The organism is Listeria booriae, from assembly GCF_000766865.1.
GTDB classification, from domain to species: Bacteria; Bacillota; Bacilli; order Lactobacillales; family Listeriaceae; genus Listeria_A; species Listeria_A booriae.
The window spans coordinates 37933-60118 of record NZ_JNFA01000005.1; the positions used below are offsets into that span (position 1 = coordinate 37933).

General features: G+C 43.5%; 24 protein-coding genes. 10 read left to right on the top strand and 14 right to left on the bottom strand.

What is annotated here, in order from left to right:
- Positions 1 to 131: 131 nt before the first annotated feature.
- Both EP57_RS02490 and EP57_RS02495 read right to left on the bottom strand, forming a co-directional pair.
- Positions 132 to 1091 (bottom strand): glycosyltransferase family 2 protein, encoded by a 960-nt coding sequence (locus EP57_RS02490; RefSeq protein WP_036083909.1) that lies wholly within the window; start codon positions 1089 to 1091, stop codon positions 132 to 134.
- Positions 1092 to 1104: 13 nt separating this feature from the next.
- Entirely contained in the window at positions 1105 to 2787 is a 1683-nt protein-coding gene (locus tag EP57_RS02495; RefSeq protein WP_052167494.1) for a DUF6044 family protein, read from the bottom strand.
- 148 nt (positions 2788 to 2935) lie between these two features.
- On the opposite strand from EP57_RS02495, the gene EP57_RS02500 reads away from it, so the two are divergent.
- From EP57_RS02500 to EP57_RS02525, 6 genes are all read left to right on the top strand, one after another.
- A complete protein-coding gene (locus tag EP57_RS02500) occupies positions 2936 to 3667 on the top strand; it encodes a glucosamine-6-phosphate deaminase (protein WP_036083910.1) in 732 nt (243 codons plus the stop codon).
- A gap of 17 nt (positions 3668 to 3684) precedes the next feature.
- Positions 3685 to 4182, top strand: coding sequence for a GNAT family N-acetyltransferase (locus tag EP57_RS02505; RefSeq protein WP_036083912.1), 498 nt, complete (start codon positions 3685 to 3687; stop codon positions 4180 to 4182).
- A 113-nt stretch (positions 4183 to 4295) separates the two neighbouring features.
- Positions 4296 to 4778, top strand: coding sequence for a DUF2975 domain-containing protein (locus EP57_RS02510; protein ID WP_036083914.1), 483 nt, complete (start codon positions 4296 to 4298; stop codon positions 4776 to 4778).
- 9 nt (positions 4779 to 4787) lie between these two features.
- Complete coding sequence (locus EP57_RS02515) at positions 4788 to 5009, top strand: helix-turn-helix domain-containing protein (RefSeq protein WP_036083916.1); 222 nt, start codon at positions 4788 to 4790, stop codon at positions 5007 to 5009.
- Entirely contained in the window at positions 5006 to 5488 is a 483-nt protein-coding gene (locus EP57_RS02520) for a DUF2975 domain-containing protein (RefSeq protein WP_036083918.1), read from the top strand. The genes EP57_RS02515 and EP57_RS02520 overlap by 4 nt, the downstream gene beginning before the upstream one ends.
- Before the next feature lie 9 nt (positions 5489 to 5497).
- Positions 5498 to 5710: a helix-turn-helix domain-containing protein gene (locus tag EP57_RS02525; RefSeq protein ID WP_036083920.1), complete on the top strand. Its 213-nt coding sequence runs from the start codon at positions 5498 to 5500 to the stop codon at positions 5708 to 5710.
- Between the two features lie 35 nt (positions 5711 to 5745).
- Here EP57_RS02525 and EP57_RS02530 read toward each other — a convergent pair whose 3' ends face one another.
- From EP57_RS02530 to EP57_RS02565, 8 genes are all read right to left on the bottom strand, one after another.
- Entirely contained in the window at positions 5746 to 6519 is a 774-nt protein-coding gene (locus EP57_RS02530; RefSeq protein ID WP_036083922.1) for a sugar phosphate isomerase/epimerase family protein, read from the bottom strand.
- A complete protein-coding gene (locus tag EP57_RS02535) occupies positions 6516 to 7487 on the bottom strand; it encodes an aldo/keto reductase (RefSeq protein WP_036083923.1) in 972 nt (323 codons plus the stop codon). Before EP57_RS02535 ends, EP57_RS02530 begins: the two co-directional genes overlap by 4 nt.
- A complete protein-coding gene (locus EP57_RS02540) occupies positions 7453 to 8235 on the bottom strand; it encodes a glucosamine-6-phosphate deaminase (RefSeq protein WP_052167495.1) in 783 nt (260 codons plus the stop codon). Before EP57_RS02540 ends, EP57_RS02535 begins: the two co-directional genes overlap by 35 nt.
- A 15-nt stretch (positions 8236 to 8250) precedes the next feature.
- The gene (locus tag EP57_RS02545; protein WP_376701631.1) at positions 8251 to 9549 is read right to left on the bottom strand and encodes a PTS sugar transporter subunit IIC; all 1299 of its coding nucleotides are present in this window, start codon (positions 9547 to 9549) and stop codon (positions 8251 to 8253) included.
- A 13-nt stretch (positions 9550 to 9562) separates the two neighbouring features.
- On the bottom strand, positions 9563 to 9919 hold the full coding sequence (locus tag EP57_RS02550; protein WP_036083927.1) for a PTS sugar transporter subunit IIB: 357 nt from the start codon (positions 9917 to 9919) through the stop codon (positions 9563 to 9565).
- A 1-nt stretch (position 9920) separates the two neighbouring features.
- On the bottom strand, positions 9921 to 10250 hold the full coding sequence (locus tag EP57_RS02555; protein ID WP_036083929.1) for a PTS sugar transporter subunit IIA: 330 nt from the start codon (positions 10248 to 10250) through the stop codon (positions 9921 to 9923).
- 17 nt (positions 10251 to 10267) lie between these two features.
- Positions 10268 to 12274: a BglG family transcription antiterminator gene (locus EP57_RS02560; protein ID WP_036083931.1), complete on the bottom strand. Its 2007-nt coding sequence runs from the start codon at positions 12272 to 12274 to the stop codon at positions 10268 to 10270.
- Positions 12275 to 12657: 383 nt separating this feature from the next.
- The gene (locus EP57_RS02565; RefSeq protein ID WP_036083933.1) at positions 12658 to 13428 is read right to left on the bottom strand and encodes a YusW family protein; all 771 of its coding nucleotides are present in this window, start codon (positions 13426 to 13428) and stop codon (positions 12658 to 12660) included.
- Between the two features lie 221 nt (positions 13429 to 13649).
- Between EP57_RS02565 and EP57_RS02570 the strand changes: the two genes are divergently transcribed.
- Genes EP57_RS02570 through EP57_RS02580 form a run of 3 tightly spaced genes read left to right on the top strand, consistent with a single transcriptional unit; the run spans position 13650 to position 15539 of the window.
- Positions 13650 to 13979 carry a PadR family transcriptional regulator gene (locus EP57_RS02570; protein ID WP_036083935.1) on the top strand — a complete coding sequence of 110 codons (330 nt, stop codon included), beginning with the start codon at positions 13650 to 13652 and terminating at the stop codon, positions 13977 to 13979.
- On the top strand, positions 13972 to 14457 hold the full coding sequence (locus tag EP57_RS02575) for a DUF1700 domain-containing protein (protein WP_036083936.1): 486 nt from the start codon (positions 13972 to 13974) through the stop codon (positions 14455 to 14457). The genes EP57_RS02570 and EP57_RS02575 overlap by 8 nt, the downstream gene beginning before the upstream one ends.
- A complete protein-coding gene (locus EP57_RS02580; RefSeq protein WP_036083938.1) occupies positions 14454 to 15539 on the top strand; it encodes a DUF4097 family beta strand repeat-containing protein in 1086 nt (361 codons plus the stop codon). The genes EP57_RS02575 and EP57_RS02580 overlap by 4 nt, the downstream gene beginning before the upstream one ends.
- A gap of 73 nt (positions 15540 to 15612) precedes the next feature.
- Here the strand turns inward: EP57_RS02580 and araA are convergent, their stop codons facing one another.
- From araA to EP57_RS02595, 3 genes are read right to left on the bottom strand one after another with little or no spacing between them, the layout of a single operon-like run.
- Entirely contained in the window at positions 15613 to 17037 is a 1425-nt protein-coding gene (gene araA, locus EP57_RS02585; RefSeq protein ID WP_036083939.1) for an L-arabinose isomerase, read from the bottom strand.
- Between the two features lie 17 nt (positions 17038 to 17054).
- Positions 17055 to 17753, bottom strand: coding sequence for an L-ribulose-5-phosphate 4-epimerase (locus tag EP57_RS02590; protein WP_036083941.1), 699 nt, complete (start codon positions 17751 to 17753; stop codon positions 17055 to 17057).
- 16 nt (positions 17754 to 17769) lie between these two features.
- Complete coding sequence (locus tag EP57_RS02595; RefSeq protein WP_036084024.1) at positions 17770 to 19347, bottom strand: xylulokinase; 1578 nt, start codon at positions 19345 to 19347, stop codon at positions 17770 to 17772.
- A gap of 247 nt (positions 19348 to 19594) precedes the next feature.
- Between EP57_RS02595 and EP57_RS02600 the strand changes: the two genes are divergently transcribed.
- Positions 19595 to 20977 carry a sugar porter family MFS transporter gene (locus EP57_RS02600; protein ID WP_036083943.1) on the top strand — a complete coding sequence of 461 codons (1383 nt, stop codon included), beginning with the start codon at positions 19595 to 19597 and terminating at the stop codon, positions 20975 to 20977.
- A gap of 55 nt (positions 20978 to 21032) precedes the next feature.
- Here the strand turns inward: EP57_RS02600 and EP57_RS02605 are convergent, their stop codons facing one another.
- The gene (locus tag EP57_RS02605) at positions 21033 to 22115 is read right to left on the bottom strand and encodes a GntR family transcriptional regulator (RefSeq protein ID WP_036083945.1); all 1083 of its coding nucleotides are present in this window, start codon (positions 22113 to 22115) and stop codon (positions 21033 to 21035) included.
- Between the last annotated feature and the right edge of the window lie 71 nt (positions 22116 to 22186).

A 22186-nucleotide genomic window follows, 5' to 3' on the forward strand; every position in this document is an offset into this window, starting at 1 on the left:
GAAAACATAGGGCATATGTATGTAGACAAAATTAGAATTAATTTTGTCCTTCTGAGTGATAGAAAGCGTTTTCATTTCGGATAGGTGACAAAAAGCGATCCCTTAAGCTCATACAGGACCGCTTCCTTTGTCTATCTGACATCATAAGAATCTTTTTCGACAATAAATCTTGGACGATGTTTCACCTCAGAATAAATACGTCCGATATACTCACCAACCACGCCGAGGCTCACCATTTGCACGCCGCCAATAACCCAAATCGAAAGCATTAGCGATGACCAACCCGTTTCCGCGGTGCCCGAGAGATGTTGCACAAATGTATAAATACCAATAATAATCGCGATCACAAACATTAAGCCGCCAAGTCCTGTCACCAAACGAATCGGCGCAACACTGAACGAAGTTAGGCCATCTGCTGCAAAGGCTAGCATTTTCTTCAATGGATATTTCGATTCACCGGCAAAACGTTCTTTTCGGTGATAATATACTTTTTCAGACTTAAAACCTATCAATGGAACAATCCCTCGCAAGAAAATATTGTTTTCTGGGAACAAATTCATTTCTTGTAGCGCCATACTTCCTAGCAGACGATAATCCGCGTGATCTGGAATTAAGTGAATCCCGAATTTCCCCATCATACTATAGAATAAATGCGCCGAACTCCGCTTGAAACGGGTATCTGTTTTACGTTCGTCACGAATCCCGTACACAACCTCGTAACCTTCGCGATATTTCTCTACAAAATCAGGAATCACATTCACATCGTCCTGCAAATCCGAATCAATCGAAATAATGCAATCCGCGCGGCCTTCTGCTGTCTTCATACCTGCCAAAAGCGCATTTTGATGGCCAAAATTACGACTCAACTTCACGCCATTAATGTGTGGCTGCTGTTCTGAGGCCGCCGCAATAATTTCCCAAGTACGATCTTTGCTCCCGTCATCAACAAACAGCAAATCACTCGCTTCTTGAATCATCATTTTCTCTTTCATATCTTGCAAAATCGTACCTAATTGATTCATCGTCTCCGCCAAAACTTCTTCTTCGTTGTAGCAAGGAACGATAATTGTTAATAATGGCTTTTCTCTCATTTCCGAGTCACCCCTACTCTGCTTTGTATAAATAAATTTTCCACGCGGCTTGTTTATCGTCAAATACTTTTTCTAAATGAAGGTGGTTGGCTGCCGCATTATCAATCGGAAGCGCTGAGAAAATATATTCTCCACCCATATCTTTAAAGGCCTGCGTGTTCAATTCCAAATTCTTGATGTGTTTCGTCGAATTTTTGTCGAATAAATAATTTTTCCCAAGTTCTGCGACAAAAATATAAACACGATTGCCCCAACCATCATAATATTCTCGTAAAGTCGGACTTTTGGCGAGTTCCGGCGCGATAATTTCACGGAATTTCGCTTTGTAGCTCAGCGGATAAGAATTGACATACCCATCCAACGTGTAAAATCCATTTTCCTGCGAAATCGAAGGATGAATACCGATACTTGCCACTCGATAATCCTTTTGTGGCTTGCCAATATAGTCTTTTATCTGCTGAAATTCATCTTTTGCGTAAAATTGATTGATCGATGGCGTCCCTGCCTCGCGGTACAGAATTTCCGCATTGTTCGCGAATGTCACGCCAATTTGCAGTACCAAACCGATAATCGCGAGCTTTTTCCAGCCTCCGCCCTTCTTCGCAAAATAAACGAGCGCCAGCGCAAATAGTCCGTAGTAAATGAACGGCTGCAAGAAATGGAACCGTGAGAAGTTGAAGGAACGCATAATCGAAATCTGTTCTTTTACTGGATTCCAAGCGCCCCACCACCAAAATGCGTACCAAACCGATAACGCGAAATTCAGCGCTAACAGCCATAAAAATAGTTTTTGTCCGCGCCAATCTTTCTTCACTAACATGACGATGAGCGCTAGCAAAATGACCGGCAACACAACATATGTAGCTAATGACTGGTCATGCGTATGGCCAATCGTGAAATTCTTAAATGTTAACCGAATGGAGTCTAAAAAACTATTACTCGGCAAGCTGAACGCGCTTCGCGAATCCGGCTCATTTGATTGAAAGAACATCTGCGAAATGAAGCGGTAATTCACGATACAATAAAGCACCGACATGTATGCCATGCTCCCGAAAAACCGCCAATTCCAGCCACGTTTTTTCACAATATCGTATACCCAAATACACGCAACGAGGAATAAGAAGAAACAAAAACCTAAAATAAGACTTGAATAAAACGGTAACAGCGTCAAAATCAGCCAGTTCCAAATACTCTTTTTCCCTTTTCGGATATTTAGAAACGCCCATAACGCGAGCGGCATTCCGAGCGTACTAAGCATTCCCGACGGCCAAAACGGCGTCAACGCAAACGCGAGCGCTACAAAAATCGTAATATATTTCTGTTTCGGATCTTTAATCACGTAATCCCGAAGCCACAGGCGCATCCCGATAAACGCGAAAACACGAGTAATCAACTGACTTACCGCAAAAGCAAGCGGCGTCGGAAAAATGGCATACAACCACACAATCCCAACAAACTGTGAATCAAACGCATCTCGTGGCGCAAATCCATCCAACATCTGTGGAATATTCGTACCCGTTTTTGCCAAGTAGTTCCCGCTATTTAGCAAAACCCGATACCACGTCATATTAGAATCCAAATTATCATGAATCCGAATATGACTATTTCCTCCCAAAATAAACAATGGCGCTACAAAAACCAATAATAACAGCACCGCAATACATTCTTGCTTTCTTTCTAATACCCAACTTTTCATACATTCACCTCATAAATCTACTTGTCGATGCTTTCCATTATAGCAATACTTTACAGAACATCCAAAGAATTCACCGAAAATAAATCAGAACTTTGCAAAATTCCTAAAAACAAGGTATTCTAGTCACGTAGGAATAGGAGGAGAAAACATGAAAATTATCCGTACAAAAACTTACGATGAAATGTCTCAAAAAGCATATGAACTCGTAAAAGATGTGATTGCATCAAAAGAAAACCCAGTTATCAACACAACAACTGGCGCAAGCTATGACGGTATGTTCGAAAAACTCGTAGAAGGCATCAATAATGACGAAGTAGACATCGAAAAAGTGTTTATGATGAACTTAGATGAATTTATCGCGCCTCGCGAGCAATCGTTCACGGTATACAATTATATGCATCAGAAATTCTATGACCAAATTAAGAAACAACCGAAAGAAATTGCCCTTTTAGACGGTAGTTTAGCTAGTTTTGATGAAGAAATCGCTCGTTATAATAAAATTTTGCAAGCCAATAAACGTGATTTACAAATTCTCGGTCTTGGTGTAAACGCTCACCTTGGCGCGAATGAACCTGGAACGCCTTTTGACGCGCGGTTATTTTTAGCGGACAGCGACGATTCCACGATTAACAGTACTATGCTTTATTACAAGGTATCACGCGAAGAAGCGCCGGAACAGATGCTGACGCTCGGTTTAGCCGATATGATGGAAGCAGAGCAAATTCTCGTAACTGCCTCTGGAACCCGCAAAGCTGAGGCTGTGAAGGCAACGCTCGAAGGTCCGATAACGATTGACTGCCCAGCATCCATTTTGCAAAACCATCCGAATGTTGTTTTTATCATTGACGAAGAAGCAGGATCATTACTTACTAAATACTAAGAGTAAGGGGTGAAAATATGGAATTAAGGCTTTTAACACTAAAAGATGTTGAAAAATATGTGCAGATTAGGCTTCAAGCATTACAAGAAAGCCCTGCATCGTTCGCCTCAAGCTTTGAAGAAGAAAAGTACACCGCCTTACAAAAATACGAAATCCGCTTCCAATCACCATATTCACTAACGTTTGGTGCCTTTTTATCAGGACAGCTCGTAGGCGTCGTGACCTTGATTCGTGAAGATCGCCTCAAAACTCGGCATCGCGCGAATATCGTGGCCATGTATGTCTTACCTGATTTCCGTGGCAGTGGCGTCGGCAAAGCGTTGATTGAAACCGCGATTGAACAGGCAAAACAGCTAGAAGGCGTGGAGCAGATTTACTTATCTGTCGTTAGCGCGAACAGTCCGGCCCGCAATTTATACATTTCACTTGGATTCCAAGTTTTCAGCCTTGAAAAACGGGCGCTGAAGATTAATAATGTGTATTTTGATGAGGAGCATATGGTTTTGTTTTTATAAAGAAAGTCATGCGTCGATTTTATAATCGGCGCTTTTTTAACAATATTTATTTATTGATAAACGATAAATATGATGCTATAATCAATACATACAAAACCAAACGAGGTGTTTTTATGAAATACGGATCCACTATCATTTTAAGAATTGCGGTTATCCTAATTGGACTCGTAGTTCTTGTGCTATGTATCGTCGCGGTTCCTGCGCTAGCCATAAATGCGACCATTAACAACCCGAATTTTGCGAAGCCGCTTTATCCGGTGCTTATTGGGATGTGCTTGGCTGCCATTCCTTTCTTTATCGCCCTTTTCCACACTTGGAAGCTCCTAAAATGCGTCGACAATGGCAATGCTTTTTCGACGCTTGCCGTAACGGCCTTGAAAAAAATCAAATACTGCGCGCTTGGAGTTGCTGGGGTTTATTTGCTAACTTCCCCATTTTTCTACATGCTCGCTCAAAAAGATGATGCGCCGGGTATCGTCGTTATCTGCCTGCTTTTCATGGGTGCTTCCCTTGTAATCGCAATATTTGCCGCAGTTTTACAACGACTTTTACGAGAAGCCATCGCTATTAAAACAGAAAACGACTTAACGGTCTGAGGTGAAATTATGGCAATTATTATCAATATCGACGTTATGCTGGCCAAGCGAAAAATGAGCGTGACTGAGCTTTCCGAAAAAGTCGGCATCACCATGGCAAACCTTTCTATTTTGAAAAATGGCAAGGCAAAAGCTGTCCGATTTTCCACATTGGAAGCGATTTGCAAGGCGTTAGATTGCCAGCCTGGCGACGTTTTAGAATATCAATCAGACAATGAGGTGTCTTTATGAAATACGGTTCTACTTTTTTAATGAAGTTAGTCATCATTTTCATTAGTCTCGGTGTGCTAGCGCTGTGTTGCGTCGCTTTTCCCGCATTGGCTATAGATGTAGCAAAGACTGAGGCTGCTATAGTGAAAATACTTTATCCTATTCTAATTGGTATGTCACTCGCGGCGATTCCTTTCTTTATTGCGTTATTCCACACTTGGAAGCTGTTGCGCTATATAGATAACGGTAGCGCGTTCTCGACACTATCCGTGATAGCTTTGAAGAAAATCAAATATTGTGCTTTTGGAGTTGCAGGAATTTACGCAGTTACTTTCCCATTTTTCTATTCTCTCGCGCAACATGTTGATCCACCTGGCCTCATGGGTATCTGCGTCTTCATCATCGGCGCCGCACTTGTTATTGCAACGTTCGCCGCAGTTTTACAACGACTTTTACAAGAAGCGATCGCTATTAAAACAGAAAACGACTTAACGGTCTGAGGTGAAAATATGGCAATTATTATCAATATCGACGTTATGTTAGCTAAACGAAAAATGAGCGTTACCGAGCTTTCCGAAAAAGTCGGCATCACCATGGCAAACCTTTCTATTTTGAAAAACGGGAAGGCAAAAGCAGTTCGATTTTCCACATTGGGAGCGATTTGCGAGGCGTTGGATTGCCAGCCTGGCGATGTTTTGGAATACAGACATGATACAACTTAAAAACAGGATTCTCCACACGGAAAATCCTGTTTTGCTTACATCAAATGTAATAAATAATCACGACTTTTCTTCAAGCTTTCAAACATGTTCAAGTTCGAGCGATCCTGTTCAATGCAGTAATACTCCACACCATGGCGCTCTCCCCAAGCAATAATCGCCGCGAAATCAACCTCACCGTCGCCAATTTCCACTAAATTATTCGCCATATCTTCCAGCTCAAATCCCGAACGAAAATCTTTCATATGCACAATCGGCGCACGCCCGCTGTAGCGCTTCACATATTCCACCGGATCATGCCCCGCCGCACTAATCCAATACGTATCCGGCTCTGCATACACACAAAGCCCATTCTCCAGATCAGTCAAATAATCCATCACACGGCGTCCATACACATGATCATTAAAATCATACTCTGGATTATGCAAACCAACCCGAAACCCAAGTCCATGCAACCTAGCGACCGCATCCAGCAAAGCCCGCTTCGTCTTCTCATATCCACCCGGATTCTGGTCTTCTTCCTCAATATACTTATCAAAAATCGTCTTACAGCCAAAAAAGTACGCCTCATCCACAATTCCATCCAAGTCATTTAAAAATCGATCATGTTTGATATGCATTCCAATCACGTTGAACTGATACTTCTTTAGCAACCGCAAAACTTCCGCGCGATCATTGCCACGCATTCCATCCAACTGCACATTGCGAAAACCAATATCGGATAACTTTTGAAAAGTGCCTTCCAAATCTTCTGCCATCTCATGTCTCACAGAATAAAGCTGTACCGCTAACTTATCTTGAACCGCCGTCATCGTTGCACCCTCTCCCCACGCTTCAAATCTAGCCATTCCACTTCATCTTCCGTCAAAACAATCCGCGTTGCAGCAACAGAAGACATCAATTCCTCCACATTTTCTGGTCCAATCACAGCCGCCGTCGGAAACTTCTGATTCAACACATAGCTAAGCGAAATCTGGATCGGCGTCACATGTTTCTCCTTCGCCAAAATCTGCGCCCGGTGGTATCTTTCCCAATTCGCATCACTATAATAAACCTCCACCATCTCTTCATCCACCACATTATACGGCTGGAAACGTCCCGAAAAGAAGCCTCCCGCCTGCGATGACCACGAAAACAACGGCAACGAAGACAACTCATGCCACGCAATCATACGCGCATCCGCCGAAACACAGTTTGCCCATCGAGGTCGATTCACTTTTGCTAAACTCAAATTAGGGCTATTGAAATCAAAAATCGTCAAATTGTGTTGAATTGCATAATCATTTGCCTCCATAATTCGGTCTAACTCCCAATTCGACGCTCCAATCGCATACACCCGTCCCGACTCCACCTCACGATGTAGCGCTTCCATAATCGCACCAACCGGCACCGTAGGATCATCACGATGTAGCGCAAACAACTCCACATGATCCGTCCGCAACATCTCCAAGCTCAGCGAAATATCATCCGCAATCGCATCAGGCGAAACCCGCGGCACGTTCGGCATCTCGCGAACCGGGTGGCAACCCTTCGTCTGAATCACCACATCATCCCGATTTTTCCGCGACTCCATCCATTCACCAATCGCCTTCTCACTATGGCGATAATGCCGCGCCGTATCAAACGTATTCCCGCCTAACTCAAAATACGTATCCAAAACCGCGCCCGCATCCTCCATATTGTCTACCCGCAAGAAGTCACCAGACCCCATCACTAACTGCGAACACGCTATCTCAATCGGCTGCTTATTTTTCCGTCCATGCACTATTATGTTTTTCATCTTCGACCTTAACCCCCATTTTCAAAATTCCATTCGCATCCTGATCCATCACAAAACTAACGCTCCCCGTCGCATTCCGCAACAACGTCGCCGGCACAGCATCCGTAATCTCACCCATCACGACTTTCGCCACGATTTCCGCCTTCTTCGCGCCCGTCGTCACTAACACAATCTGTTTCGCCGTCATAATTTGTTGCATCCCAAGCGAAATCCCTTGCGTCAACGGAAAATCCTCATCAAAATACTTGCTCATCACCGTCTTCGTCACATCGTCCAATTCCACCACATGACAATCCGTATCCACCGGCACAAACGGCTCATTAAAACCAATATGCCCATTCATCCCGACGCCCAGCAAAATAAAATCAATGCCACCGCGCTCCGCCACAAACCGGTCCACACGCGCACATTCCGCCGCCAAATCCGCCGTTTTGCCATCAAAAAAGCAAATCTGCTCCTCACGAACCCCAACCAATTCATCAAAAAAGTTATCATAAAGCGTCTGCTGACAGCTTCCCTTCACGTCACGCCCAAGGCCAACCCATTCATCCAGCCCAACAAAAGACGCCTCCCCAAAGTCCACCACACCAGCCTGATTCGCCCGTACTAACTCCTGCATTGTCAAAAGCGATGTATCCCCACCAGCAATACAAATCAAGCTTTTCGGTTTTTTCCGCACCGTTGCAATAATTTTCTCACTCACATATGCCGCCACATCTTGCGCATTTCGTTTAATTCTAATGTCCATCTAACCCTCAACCTCCTAGAAATCTAAATCCAGCGCCTCATGTGCACGCTCACGATCCGATACATTCGCTTCCTCTTTCACCAAGCTTTTTTCGTACATTTTAAAGAAAGGATAATACATACAGACCGCAACTGCAAGCACAACGATAATCAAAATAATCGCGCGCCAGTCCATCGTCGCCAAATATTGCGCCAGTGGAATCGGTGTTCCGCCAACATTCGCAATCGGCGGACGAACCCAGCCAAAATGAAAGACAAACCATTGCCCCACAGCCACAATCGGCGTTCCAATTACAAACGGAATAAATAAGTACGGATTAAAACAAATCGGCAATCCAAAAACAACCGGCTCAGAAATCGTGAAAATCGCAGGCACTACAGACACCTTCCCGACCGCCTTCAATTCCTTCGACTTACTAAACAAAGCGAGCAAAACAAGTGCCCCTGTAAGTCCTGATCCCGAGAACCCCATAAAATAATCCCAAAAATTCGGTGCAAAAACATGAGGAATCGATTCTCCCGCAGCATAAGCCGCAGCATTCGCTCCTAAGTATTGCGTCATAAACGGCATCACAAACCCGACTAGAATCGCATACCCGTTCAACCCAATAAACCAGAACAACATCTCAAAGAAACAAATTAAGAATACCGCGTAAGGCGTATCAATACTATTAATCGCTGGCGCCAACATCGTCGTAAACGCTTCCGGAATAATCTGTCCAGACGTCACACTTTGCATAGCCACACTAAGCCCCACAGCACCAAACAAAATCACTACAAGCGGCACAATCGCCTCAAACGTCGTCGCAATCCCGTCTGGCAATCCCTTAATCCGAATCGTAATATTTTTGCGGATAAATAACGCAATCACTTCCACCGAAATCAATGACGCAAAAATCGCAATAAACAACCCTCGCGAATCCAGAAACGCCGTGCTAAGCGCCCCATCCACAAACTTCGTATTCAACACCAAAGTCGCCATCACACCCGCAATAATACTATGCAAAATCGGTGCCTTCATCTGTTTCGCATGACTATACGAAATCGTAATCGCACAATACACCGACAACAATCCAAACGTAAACTGGAATGGCAAATTCAACATTTCCGCATGATCCACGAAAAACGTCTTAATCACACTTCCCGCAGGAAACATATTCCCAATCGCCGAAATAATCAGCGAGAACGAACCAATAATCAACACCGAAATCAGCGCAATCATCCCATTTTTAATTGATGAAATATGACGTTGTTTCTCAATTTTGGCAGCGACTGGCTCGAAATACTTCTCCATAAAAGCGATGAATTTATTCATAAATGATTTTTTCTCAGCCACGCTCACCCTTCTCCTCTCCATTTAATTTCAAAATAATGGCATCTTTCAAAATATTAGCCCCGTTCACCGTCCCATAATCTTTCGTATCAATAACTTGAATCGGTTTCCCATACTCATTAGCAATCTCGCTCAACTGCTTCAACTGATGCTTAATTTGCGGCCCAACCATAATCACATCAAAGTCCGCCACATACTCTCGCAACTCCCCAGCAGGATGCGCCTCAATCCGAACATCCGTCTGACGCAATTTTTCACTCGATTGGGCTATTTCCTTCATCTTTGTCACCATAACACCCGTTGACGCCCCCAAATTACAAACCAATAAAATATGCAATCGCTCTAAGTTCATCCTAAATCTCTCCCTTTTCCAATATTGGCCTAAATAAGCCGTATATCTCAATCATTTCTTGAATCAGCGTCGATGCCAAAATCGTATTCATCAACGTATCCTGCGCATGCACGAGCAATACCGATATCTCACACGATTCCCCGCGACTCTCCTGCACCATCAAATCCGTCTGCGCTCGGTGCGCCTCATTCATCAAAGCGTCCGATTCCGCAAGCAACTCCGCCACACGCTCCTTATTGCCAACCTTCGCTTCCTGCAACGCTTCCACTAATTTAGAAAACGAATCACCAGCCAGCGATATTAATAAAAATGAAATCTTTTCCGCGTCCATAAAATACATCCTCTTTCTCATTCGTAAATTGCCGACAAAACATCGTGATACACGTCGTCCGCCGAGTGTCCCGCTTTAAACTTCGCCATTTTATCCTGATTCACAATCAATTTCATCAACTGCTCCACCAAAATCGGCGCCTCTTTCGTTCGCAATGCCAACGTAAAAATCACACGCACCGGCTCATCAAAACGATCAAAAAACAAAATCCCCTCCTCAATCACCGTCACACCAAGCCCATCCTGCAAAATGCCATCTTCCGGACCAGCATGCGCCAAAACAACACCCGGCGCAACCACCATATACGGCCCGTAACACTTAATATTCGCAATAACCTTCCGCCTGAAATCCGCCGTCGTCACACCAACCTCCTCAAGCCGCTTCGCCCCAATCTCAATCGCTTGCTGCCAAGTGTTCGCCCGTCTCACCCGCACTACCATGTCCTTGCGAAACACAATCTGCGGCACCCGCGGTCGTTCCCAGCCATCCGAAATAAGCGCTTCCAAAAGTTCAAATTCCAGCTTACTAAAATTCGTAATCTCCGCATTCCGACTCACAATATCAAGAATCTGACTAAACTTCCCGACCGCCTCCTGCTCCGTCTTCTTCAACCTCATTTGCAAATGGTCCTGCAACAACTCCAAATCGTCTTCCTGCAAATACCCATTCACCCGCAAAACTCGCGAACTATCCAATTCCGGCAAATCAATCGTACTCACCACAAAATCGAATTTTCGAATCAAATCCGGCGTCATTTTCCGAAGCGAAACCGTCTCGATTTCCTCCAACTCAAAATACTGCTTCAACTGCATCGCCAACATATTGCTCACCGCAACACCTTCCGGACAAACAACGAGCAACTTCGGCTTTTCCATCAACAAATGCTTCCTGCGCTCCATCTCCGAAGCAAAATAAATCGCCAAGAATGACATTTCCTGCGGATTAATCTGCTTCCCAAGCGACTCACAACATTCTCGAACCACCTGAAAAACCGCCCGATTATCCCGAATAAACGCATGAAAAATCGGATTCTCAATCATAACCCCCGACTCAATCCGTCGCACCATCCACAAAATATGCGCCCGAAGCTGCCTAAAAAACGCCCGATCCCCGTCCATAAAATCCATCCGATACTGCCGTCCAACACGCTCACAAAGCGCCACCACAAAAGACGTAATCTGCGCCTCATCCTGCTCACCGACCCGATATTGCCGCACCGTATTCAAAATAATCTCCATCGTATTGTCCAGCATATCCACAGAGTTTCCTTTCCGAAAATCCGCATAAGACCAGTCCTCTTTTTGCGCATGCTGCTTCACAAAAGCCACGAGTAACATCAAGTACAGCTGATCATCCATCGCCCAATCAATCCCGTCCTCAATCTCCTCAATCTCCATCACAATCCGCTCCAACAAATCAACATCAAACAGATTATTAAAAAACAGCTCACCTTTCTTCGACGAACAGTCCCCCGAATCCAAGAACCGATAAAACTCATGCACACTCACCGTCTGAATAAACCGCCGCGCAAACAACGAACACTTAAGCACGATACTACCTTCCAAATAAAACCCAATCCGCGGCTTATGTATCAACTCCAAATCATTCAAGAACAACTCACCCTCAATCGCCTTCAAATGATTCAAAACCGACGTCCGCGAAATAAACAACACCTGCTCAAAATAAGTCACTGGCGTCGCCTCATCACAAAGCAACAACCGCAACAACAAAAATCGCTGAATTTCCTCTTGGCTATACTTATACCTCTCCGGCGTTATCCGCTGCTTAAACATCGCCACAACCGGCTGAACCTCCTGCTTTCTGGCCAGCATCACTCCTTTTCTGCGGTGCCTCATCGTTTTTTCAAGCCCACGTTCCTCTAAAAAAACATCCAACTTATTCAAATTATAGCGAACAACCCGATCTGAAATAACCAACTCCGTCGCAATCACATTCATATTTACAAAACTCTCTTGCGCCAACAAGAATTCTAAAATCTCCATGCTCTGTTGATTTAACTTCATCAGCTACCATCGCCCCTCCATAGCTACAATTTAACACTTAATGATAAGGCTTACAAGACGCCATATAGCATATTTTGTCGCACAGAAGGTACAAAAAAACACCCCAAAAATTAGATGTACCGTCTAACTTTTGGAGTGCATGACATTATTGTTTATTTTTCAAAGCTTTGGACATAATTTCTTTTTATGCCATCTAAATACAACAACAAATTGAACCCCATTATACTGTTTTAACGCTAATGTTTTCAGCTATATACGCGCAACAGAAAAACACCTCAAATATTAGATTTCCGTCTAACTTTTGAGGTGCCTATCATTACACATAAAGGATCTTTCAGCTATTTAAAACAAACTAATCAAAAAAGGATACAAAGTGAAGCGAATTAAATCTCAAATTCAAGTTTAGAGTTGTTGCTGAATTTTGCTTCGAATTCAAACTCTTTGTAGTCTTTGCCTAAGTTTAATTTAGTAAGGACTTGGTTTACGATTTGTGTTTGTGATTTCTTTTGGATGTCGAAATTAGCGAAGATTGCTTCGATTTTAGCTTGCGCTGCTGCGCCTTCTAGTTTTTCTTTTGTGAATTCATTTTCGAATTTAGCTTTGACAGTGCCATTGCTTTTTACTTCGTATTGGAATTCTACATCTTGTTTTTTGTACTCGATTTGTACTTCGATTTTTGTAACGCTTAGTGCTGCTGGTGTTACGGCTGGTGTGTCTGTTCCTGCAGAACCAGAGCTAGAGCTACCGAATGTGCCGAAGTTTACTTGTGTTGTGTAAGGTGTTGTGATGTACGCAAGGTGAAGGCCTTTATTGCTGTTTTTCGCGATGTCTGTCAAAATGCCTTTTAGTTGTTGCGTGTAAGCTGTTGCGCTTGCTGCGATTTGTTTCGCTTCGGCTGCTTTGAAGCCTGCTTTTGTCCATGTTTTGTTTACTTTCAATTGGTTGTAAACTGCATTTACGTTAGCTGTTGTTACTTCTACGCCTGTTAATTTAGCAAGGTCTGCTTTCGTAAATTGTTGAATTGTTTTGTAGCTATCTTGATACGTGATATTACCAATCTGTTCTGCTGCCAAGGAAGTTGTTGGCGCGATCGTTGTCAATCCCAAGCTTAATGCTACACCTGTTGCTGCTGCTACTTTTACAAATTTGTTCATCTAAATCTCTCCTATTCCTGTTCTATTATAGATTGGCTACTATTATTTATTCTATAGTACCTAAGACAATCATAGGACATGCGAATAATATTGTCAAGACTTTTCTATTATAGAATAAATAGTAGTCAATAATGTATTGCTTAAAAACCTTGATATTGCTATAATAAGACTGACTATTAATTATTATTTTAAATAGAGTAGTGTTAGCAGGAGGACGAGTAATGCGTACGTCAATTCAGTTCAAAAAAGGTGTCCTGGAACTCTGTGTTCTATATTTAGTTCAGAAAAAGGACCGTTACGGCTATGAATTAACGCAGAAAGTAAACAAACATATTGAAATTGCAGAAGGAGCACTCTATCCATCGTTGCGCCGCTTGGTGAAAGATGGCTACTGTTCCACCTATACACAAGACTCACCAGATGGTCCTTCGCGAAAATATTATCATATTACGAACTTAGGTAGAGAATACTTAGATGAATTGTTAACAGAATGGGATAAATTCGTGGTAGACGTTAACAATCTTCGTGAGGAGGAAGACAGAGATGAATAGACAGGAATTTTTTAGAGCATTGGAGGAAGGTTTCGCGACACTCGATATCGAGGAACGCGAAAGCCTTCTTGCCGATTACGAGGAGCACATCCAAATCAGTATGGCTTCTGGAAAAACAGAAGAAGAGGCGCTAGCTCACATTGGCGATCCGCGACATATCGTTGCTTCTTACTTCGAGGAGAATCGGTTGGACGCGGCCTTGCACGGTCTTGATGATGAGAACAACCGAAAACGCATTCAGTGGAAAGCCTTGTTTTCTACTTTGTGGCAAATCATTATTTTAGTATTATCGGCCCTATTTATTTTATTCAGCGGAATTGCTATTATTGTTTATATTTTTAATTGGATTTCTATCGGGCAAGTCATTGTATATCAACTTTTTTTGTGTTGTGTACTAATCGGAATTGCGTTACTTTTATCATCATTACTAGCCTCCACTTGGCGCCAATTCATAACTAGAAAGGGAGCATCGCAATGAAAAAGCATATTATTTTCGGAATTTTACTGACAGCAATTGGGTGCATCGGCTTCTTGATTTGCCTTGTTTCTGGGAACATTATCGATCAGGGCCACGCTTACACGAAGAATTGGTCCATCTCCAATAAAAGCCTGCAAAACCTAACCATACGAAGTGACTACAATATCGATGTTAACTTCAAAAAGACGACAAGTGACCAGAATTATATTACGCTAAATGGCAATCTAACACCAAAACAAATCGAGAAGTTGAACGACACGGTGCTTTCTAAAGGCAATTTGACTATCGATATGAAACATTCGAATCCAACGCTGAACAAAATCAATTTACAAGACTTTGGCATTCAAGACATCACGATTCACTTAGCATCCGATTTTCAATTTGATAATGTCGTAATTGAAAGTGACACTGGCAAAATCGACGTCAATAATCTCACCAGCAAACATCTAAAAGTCGCCGTCCAATCTGGTTTTGTTGAAGGCTATAAAAATGATATTCAAGACGCTACCGTAAGAACAAAATCTGCAGACGTCGAACTCCTGCATTGGCTAGGAAATGTCACGATTCATAACGACGAAGGAACTGCCATCATCAAAGATTCCATCGGTGATTTCCAAATCATCAGCCAATCCGGAATCGTGCAATCCCATCGCAACATCGGTGAGGCAATTCTACTAAAAACCGACACCGGCAAAATCGTGTCCACCGAAGATGATGTCACAACCTTAAACATCAACACAAAAGCTGGCGTAGCCATCCTAGAAGAAGTCGACGGCAAACTGGCAGCTACAGCAGGTACAGGCAAAATCGTTCTGCGCAACATTCGCGGCGACCTAACGGCAACGACTGACGACGCCGACATCATCCTAGACCAGCAAACCGTTGCCGGCAACATCACGGCGATAAGCAAATCCGGCCTCGTCAAAATGACACTGTCACCACTTTTCAAATCAGCACCAATCACAACACAAACAAGTACAGGCGAAGTTTTCACACCAAAGACATTCTCCGCACGCCAAGGCTCTCCAAAAATAAATATCAAAACAGACTCTGGCGATATTAAAATATTCTCAGAAGAATAAGCAAAATACCCCTGTTCCGCGAAATCTGGCAGGGGTATTTTTGCATTCCTTAATGTATATAAGTTTTTGAAAGTTACTTAATCAGCGTTGTTTCTAAACCAACTAATTTTGCCCAAGTCACTATCTGATCTGTCGTCAAATTTAGCGAAACCACCGTGTGATGTCCGCCTCCCGCTTCAATCCAAGCGTGAACACCTTCGTGGAATCCAGGTTTCACTTCCCATAAAACACGCGCCACTGGCAAATGCGGTGCTGGTTCTGTCGGCTCAAATGCAATGACTTCATTAATCAATAGTTTGTAATGCGTGCCAAAGTCAGCCATTGATACAACGACGCCATCCCCAGCTTTTCCATCAAACACAAGTCTTGCTGGGTCTTCGCGGTCGCCCATAGAAAGCGGTGAAACAACGATTTTCGGCTTGTTTACAGCAAGTGTAGGATCTACTTCCATCATATGCGACTGCAAAATTGCTTCTTTGCCTACCGCTAATTCATACGTATAATCTTCCATAAAACCTGTATTTTCATTGTGCGCCATCACTTTCATCAAACGATCAATGGCAGCCGTTTTCCAATCACCTTCACCAGCAAAGCCATATCCTTCTGCCATCAAGCGTTGCACCGCAAGCCCCGGCAACTGTTGTAAACCATATAAATCTTCAAAATTCGAAGTAAAAGCATTGTACCCGCCCTGTTCAAGGAAACGACGAATACCAATTTCCTGGCGCGCCTGCACTTTCACGTGTGCTTCCCAAGTCGCCGCATCATAATCGCCATAATCAAAATCATAGAGCTGCTTGTATTCGCTAAACAAAGCCTCCACTTCTTCATCCGTGACAGCATCCACAACTTGGACCAAATCACCAATTCCAAAATAATCGACAACCCAGCCAAACTGAATTTGCGCCTCCACTTTATCGCCTTCTGTTACGCCGACATTTCGCATATTATCGCCAAAACGGGCAACTTTAATGTTAAAACTTTCCTCATAAGCAACCGCCACATCCATCCAGTCAGCAAGTTCAGACATAACGCGATCTGTTTTCCAGTGACCGACGACGATTTTATTTTGTTTGCCTAAGCGAGCATTAATAAAACCATATTCGCGGTCGCCATGTGCTGATTGGTTCAAGTTCATGAAGTCCATATCAATCGTTTTCCATGGAATACTCTCGTTGAATTGTGTTGCTAAATGAAGTAGCGGTTTTTGCAATAGTTTTGTTCCACGAATCCACATTTTGGCCGGCGAGAATGTATGCATCCATGTGATGACACCCGCCACTTTATCCTGGTAGTTCGCTTCTTTCATGATATTTGTAATCGTGTCCGCCGTTACCGCAAGCCCTTTTAACACGATTGGGTAGGGCATTCTACCACTTTTATTTAGCGCCGTGACCATTTCTTCCGCGTCTTTTTTGACACTTCTTAACGCTTCTTCACCGTACAAATGTTGCGAACCTACGACAAACCAAAATTCTTTTTCAGCTACTTTTAACATGTTTCTTCCAGCTCCTTTTATTTTCCTTGTCCATAATAAGCATTTTTACCGTGTTTTCTTAAATAATGTTTATCAAGCACTCGTTTTGGCAGCTCTTCTGCATAGCTATTGAGTTGTCTTGTATAATAATTCATTTTGCAAACTTCATCTAACACGACCGCGTTCATAACTGCACTGGTGGCGTCTTTTCCCCAAGTAAATGGGCCGTGTCCGTGGAGCAAAACACCCGGCACGTCTGTCGGATTAACGCCCCGCTCGCTAAACGTTTCTACAATGACGTTGCCCGTTTCATGCTCGTATCCAGCATCGATTTCGTCCTGTGTTAAAACGCGCGCACAAGGAACTGCACCGAAAAATGTGTCCGCGTGCGTTGTCCCCATTGCCGGAACATCAAGTCCCGCTTGCGCCCAGATTGTCGCCCACGTTGAATGTGTATGTACAATTCCGCCGATTTCAGGGAAGTTTCTGTACAGTACAGCATGTGTTGGCGTGTCCGAAGACGGATTCAAATCCCCCTCCACAACATGATTATCCAGATCGACAACTACCATATCCGAAGCTTTCATTTCTGTATAACTGACACCACTCGGTTTAATGACAAAGCATTGCGACGCCTTATCAAAAGCACTCACATTGCCCCATGTATATTTAATAAGACCGCGTTCCGGTAATTCCAAATTAGCCTGAAAAACCTCTTCTTTCAAATCTTCTAACATCGCAAAACCCTCCAATCTATTTCAATTTTTCAATTGCTCGTTTTTCAATCTCTATTCCTTCGCGGTAACGATTCAAGAATACCTCGTAGCCAGCCATCTCCTCTTCGGTCGGTTCCAGCGTCACGCCGCGATCATCTTTAAACACCTCTTGCGCTAAAAATGTAGCCAAAGATTGTTCCGCATCTGATTTCATGTACGCCGCAAGCAACGCAATGCCCCATGCTCCGCCTTCACTCGCCGTATCCATCACCGTAATCGGCGCCTTCATCGCAGCTGCAAGCACCCGTTGACCAACCTCAGGCGTTTTAAAAATCCCGCCATGTCCAACCAATGTGTCAATGTGAATCTGCTCTTGTTTTAAAATATCCAATCCCATCCGCATCGCACCGAACGCACTCGTAAGATGAACGCGCATGAAGTTCGCTAAATTAAACCTGCTTTCCGGCGAACGAACAAATAGCGGCCTGCCTTCATTGACTCCCGTAATATTTTCACCAGAATAATAACCGTACGAAAGCAATCCACCGCAATCCAAATCACCATTTAGCGCCTCTTTTAGCAACACGGAGAACAGTTTTTCTGTACTAACTTCAAAACCAAAAGCCTCCGTAACTTCTTGGAACAGCTTCATCCACGCGTTTATATCCGACGAGCAGTTATTCGTATGCACCATCCCAACTAGATCCCCAGATGGCGTCGTCACCAGATCAATCTCCGGATAAACCGCTCGCAGTTCTTTTTCCAACACAATCATCGCAAAAGCAGAAGTCCCGACCGACACGTTCCCAGTTCGCTTCGCCACGCTATTCGTAGCAACCATACCCGTTCCCGCGTCACCCTCAGGCGGACAAATCGGAATCCCCGGCTGCAAATTCCCCGTTGGATCAAGTAAATACGCACCTTCTTGTGTCAATCTACCAGCCTCGTCACCAGCCAGTAACACTTTCGGCAAAATCGCCTGCAAACTTACTGCGACGCCTTCCTTTTCAACTAGTTGACTAAATGTCTCGATCATTTTTTGATTGTACGTTTTTGTGGCAATATCAATTGGAAACATGCCCGAAGCGTCTCCTATCCCGATAACCTTCTCACCCGTCAACTGCCAATGGATGTAGCCAGCAAGCGTTGTTAAGTAATCGATTTGCTCGATATGGTCTTCTTTATTCAAAATTGCCTGATACAAGTGGGCGATACTCCAACGTTGCGGAATGTTATAGCTAAATTGTTCGGTCAACTTCTGTTCCGCTTCTTCCGTCATGGAATTGCGCCAAGTTCGAAACGGCACCAGTAATTGTTTCTTTTTGTCAAAAGCCATGTATCCGTGCATCATCGCGCTAAAACCAATAGACCCAACTGCAGACAACGTTTCTCCATACTTCTCAAAAACTTCCGATGCAAGCTTGCGATAACTCATTCGTAAGCCCTTCCAAATGTCATCAAGCGCATATGTCCAAACGCCATCTTCTAATTTGTTCTCCCATTCATAACTTCCCGTAGCAACCGCGCTAAATTTCGAATCCATTAAAACAGCTTTAATCCGCGTCGAACCGAATTCGATTCCTAAAGATGTACGGCCATCAATAACATCCAGCATCTCCTCTGCTTTCACTTCTTCTGTACTAATTTTAAAGACCTCCTTTGAAAAATCAGATTAAATCATCGCTTTTAGTAACGCTTACATTCTAAATTTACTCTTGTTGTACGTACATGTCAACTAAAAATATTAAAAAAGAGTAATAAATACTTGATATGTCCGAACAAATATTGTAGAATGAAAATGCTTACATAACATCGATTAAATTATTGCAAATCTATTATGACAATAAGGGGTTGGACGCAAAATGAAGAAAGAAAAGAAAATTTCTGCATCATTTATCTACTTTTTTGGAGCCTTTGGAGGTATACTTTTCGGTTATGATATTGGGGTAATGACTGGGGCGCTTCCATTTCTACAAGATGATTGGAACTTGGCGGGGCATGCGGGGTTAATCGGTTGGATTACATCTGCTGTTATGCTAGGCGCGATATTTGGGGGCGCATTGGCTGGGATACTTTCCGATAGACTAGGTCGCCGCAAAATGATTTTGATTTCGGCTGTTGTTTTCGTCATTGGATCGATTCTATGTGGACTCGCTCCGCACAACGGTCAGTATTACTTAATTGGAGCCAGAGTGTTGCTTGGACTCGCTGTAGGAGCTGCTTCAGCACTTGTTCCTTCTTACATGTCAGAAATGGCACCTGCTAAATTACGTGGACGCTTGTCGGGAATTAACCAAGTCATGATCGTTTCCGGAATGCTCCTTTCGTACATCATTGATTTTCTGCTAAAAGGACTGCCTGAAACATGGGCTTGGCGATTGATGCTTGGGATCGCAGCGGTTCCAGCTATTATTCTTTTCTTCGGAGTGTTAGCGCTTCCAGAGTCACCACGTTTCCTTGTAAAATCGAAAAAACTCGCCGAAGCAAGCAAAGTTCTTAGCTACATTCGCAAACCAGAAGAAGTAGACAAAGAACTCGATCAAATCATTAAAACCGCAAAACAAGAAGAACAAATCTCGCATACAACAACTTGGGGAACCCTTCTCACCGGTCGTTACAGGGCGCTTGTTATTGCAGGTATTGGCGTAGCTGCTTTCCAACAATTCCAAGGTGCGAACGCGATTTTTTATTACATCCCGCTAATCGTTGAAAAAGCGACAGGACATGCTGCGAGCGAAGCGCTGATGTGGCCTATCATCCAAGGCGTTATCCTCGTTCTTGGCGCGCTTTTCTTCCTAGTTATTGCGGACAAATTTAACCGTCGAACATTGCTAACTATTGGTGGAACGGTGATGGGGCTGTCCTTTATCTTGCCAGCCATTTTAAATACTTTTGTGAAATCTGATGCCAGTCCGATGATTATGCTTATTTTTCTTTGTGTCTATGTAGCCTTCTATTCTTGTACTTGGGCACCGCTCACTTGGGTTATTGTCGGCGAGATTTTCCCACTTGCCATTCGTGGTCGGGCGTCTGGATTAGCTTCTTCATTCAACTGGATTGGCTCTTTCCTTGTCGGATTGCTATTCCCAATCATGACCGCCTCCATGCCGCAAGAATTGGTTTTCGCCATTTTTGGAATCATTTGTTTCCTAGGCGTACTATTTATTCGCTTCTTTGTCCCTGAAACACGCGGCCACACGCTTGAAGAAATCGAACAACATGCCGCTGAAAGAAAACTAGCATAAAAAAAAGGCAGGTACTCTGAACCCTCCACCCGGGTAAAAAAGTACCTGCCCTTTTCTAAATTTCTTTAACTGAATCTCGCTCAATCAAAACCGGTGTGTAACAAATGCTGTCCTCTGGAACCCCCGTCTCAATTGTACGTACAATCCAATTCGCCGCATCTTTCCCCATCTCTTCCTTAGGGTGACTCAACGTCGTTAATTTAATACTACCAACACGACTAAGCGTAGAATCATCATTCCCTACAATCGAAAAATCAGCTGGAATCTTGTACCCTTGCTCCATCAATTCCGTAGCCAGCAAATTCGCAACCTGATCGTTATAACAAACAATCCCCGTCACATCTTTCTTGCCCAGCCTCGCCAAAATTTGATTGATGACCTGCCCACGCGTCTCCGTCGTGTACGTGATAACATCTCCTTCTGAAAATCGTATTTCATAGGCCTCACACGCTTCAATAAACCCTTTCAAGCGATACTTTCCTTGCAAATCGTCCGTTTTCGTGACGAAAAGCAGGTTTTTGTGCTGCTTCTTGATAAGGCATTCCGTAGCTTTATAGCCAACTGCAACATCATCAACGCAAATGTGTGGAATATTTAACTCCTCATAACCCGCATTAATCATCACGATTGGAATCCCTCGTTCTCGCAAACTGACATACAGCGCCAAGTTAGGATTATAAAGCGCACTTTTCGTCGGTTCCACAATAAGGCCATCTACGCCTTGATCGATCATCTTTTGCAAACACTCTTTTTCTGCCGCGTAATCGTTATTTGTGCTAGCGAGCAACAAGGAATAATTTTTACTGCGCAGTGTTTGTTCAATTCCACGAATGATTGACGGGAAAATATAATCGGACAAATATGTAGTAATGACGCCAATTGTTTTGTGTTCGCTTTTTGCTTTGCTGGCATCTTCCTGCCTTGGTTGATTGTCTACGTAAGTACCCGAGCCTTTTTCCTTGCGCAACAATCCTTCATTCACAAGCACAGCAATTGCTTGGCGAACCGTGTGACGGCTAACCCCGTAGTCCTCTTGGAGTTTCAATTCAGGTGGAATCGCCGTATTTTGCGGGTAGGTTCCCGTTGCGATTTTTGTACGTATATCTTCCGCGATAACTTGGTATTTAGATTGATTCATACATCTATTCCTTTCCATCTCAAACAGTTTGCAATGTATTGAGCGTGTTTTCCCATACAAATATTATACAA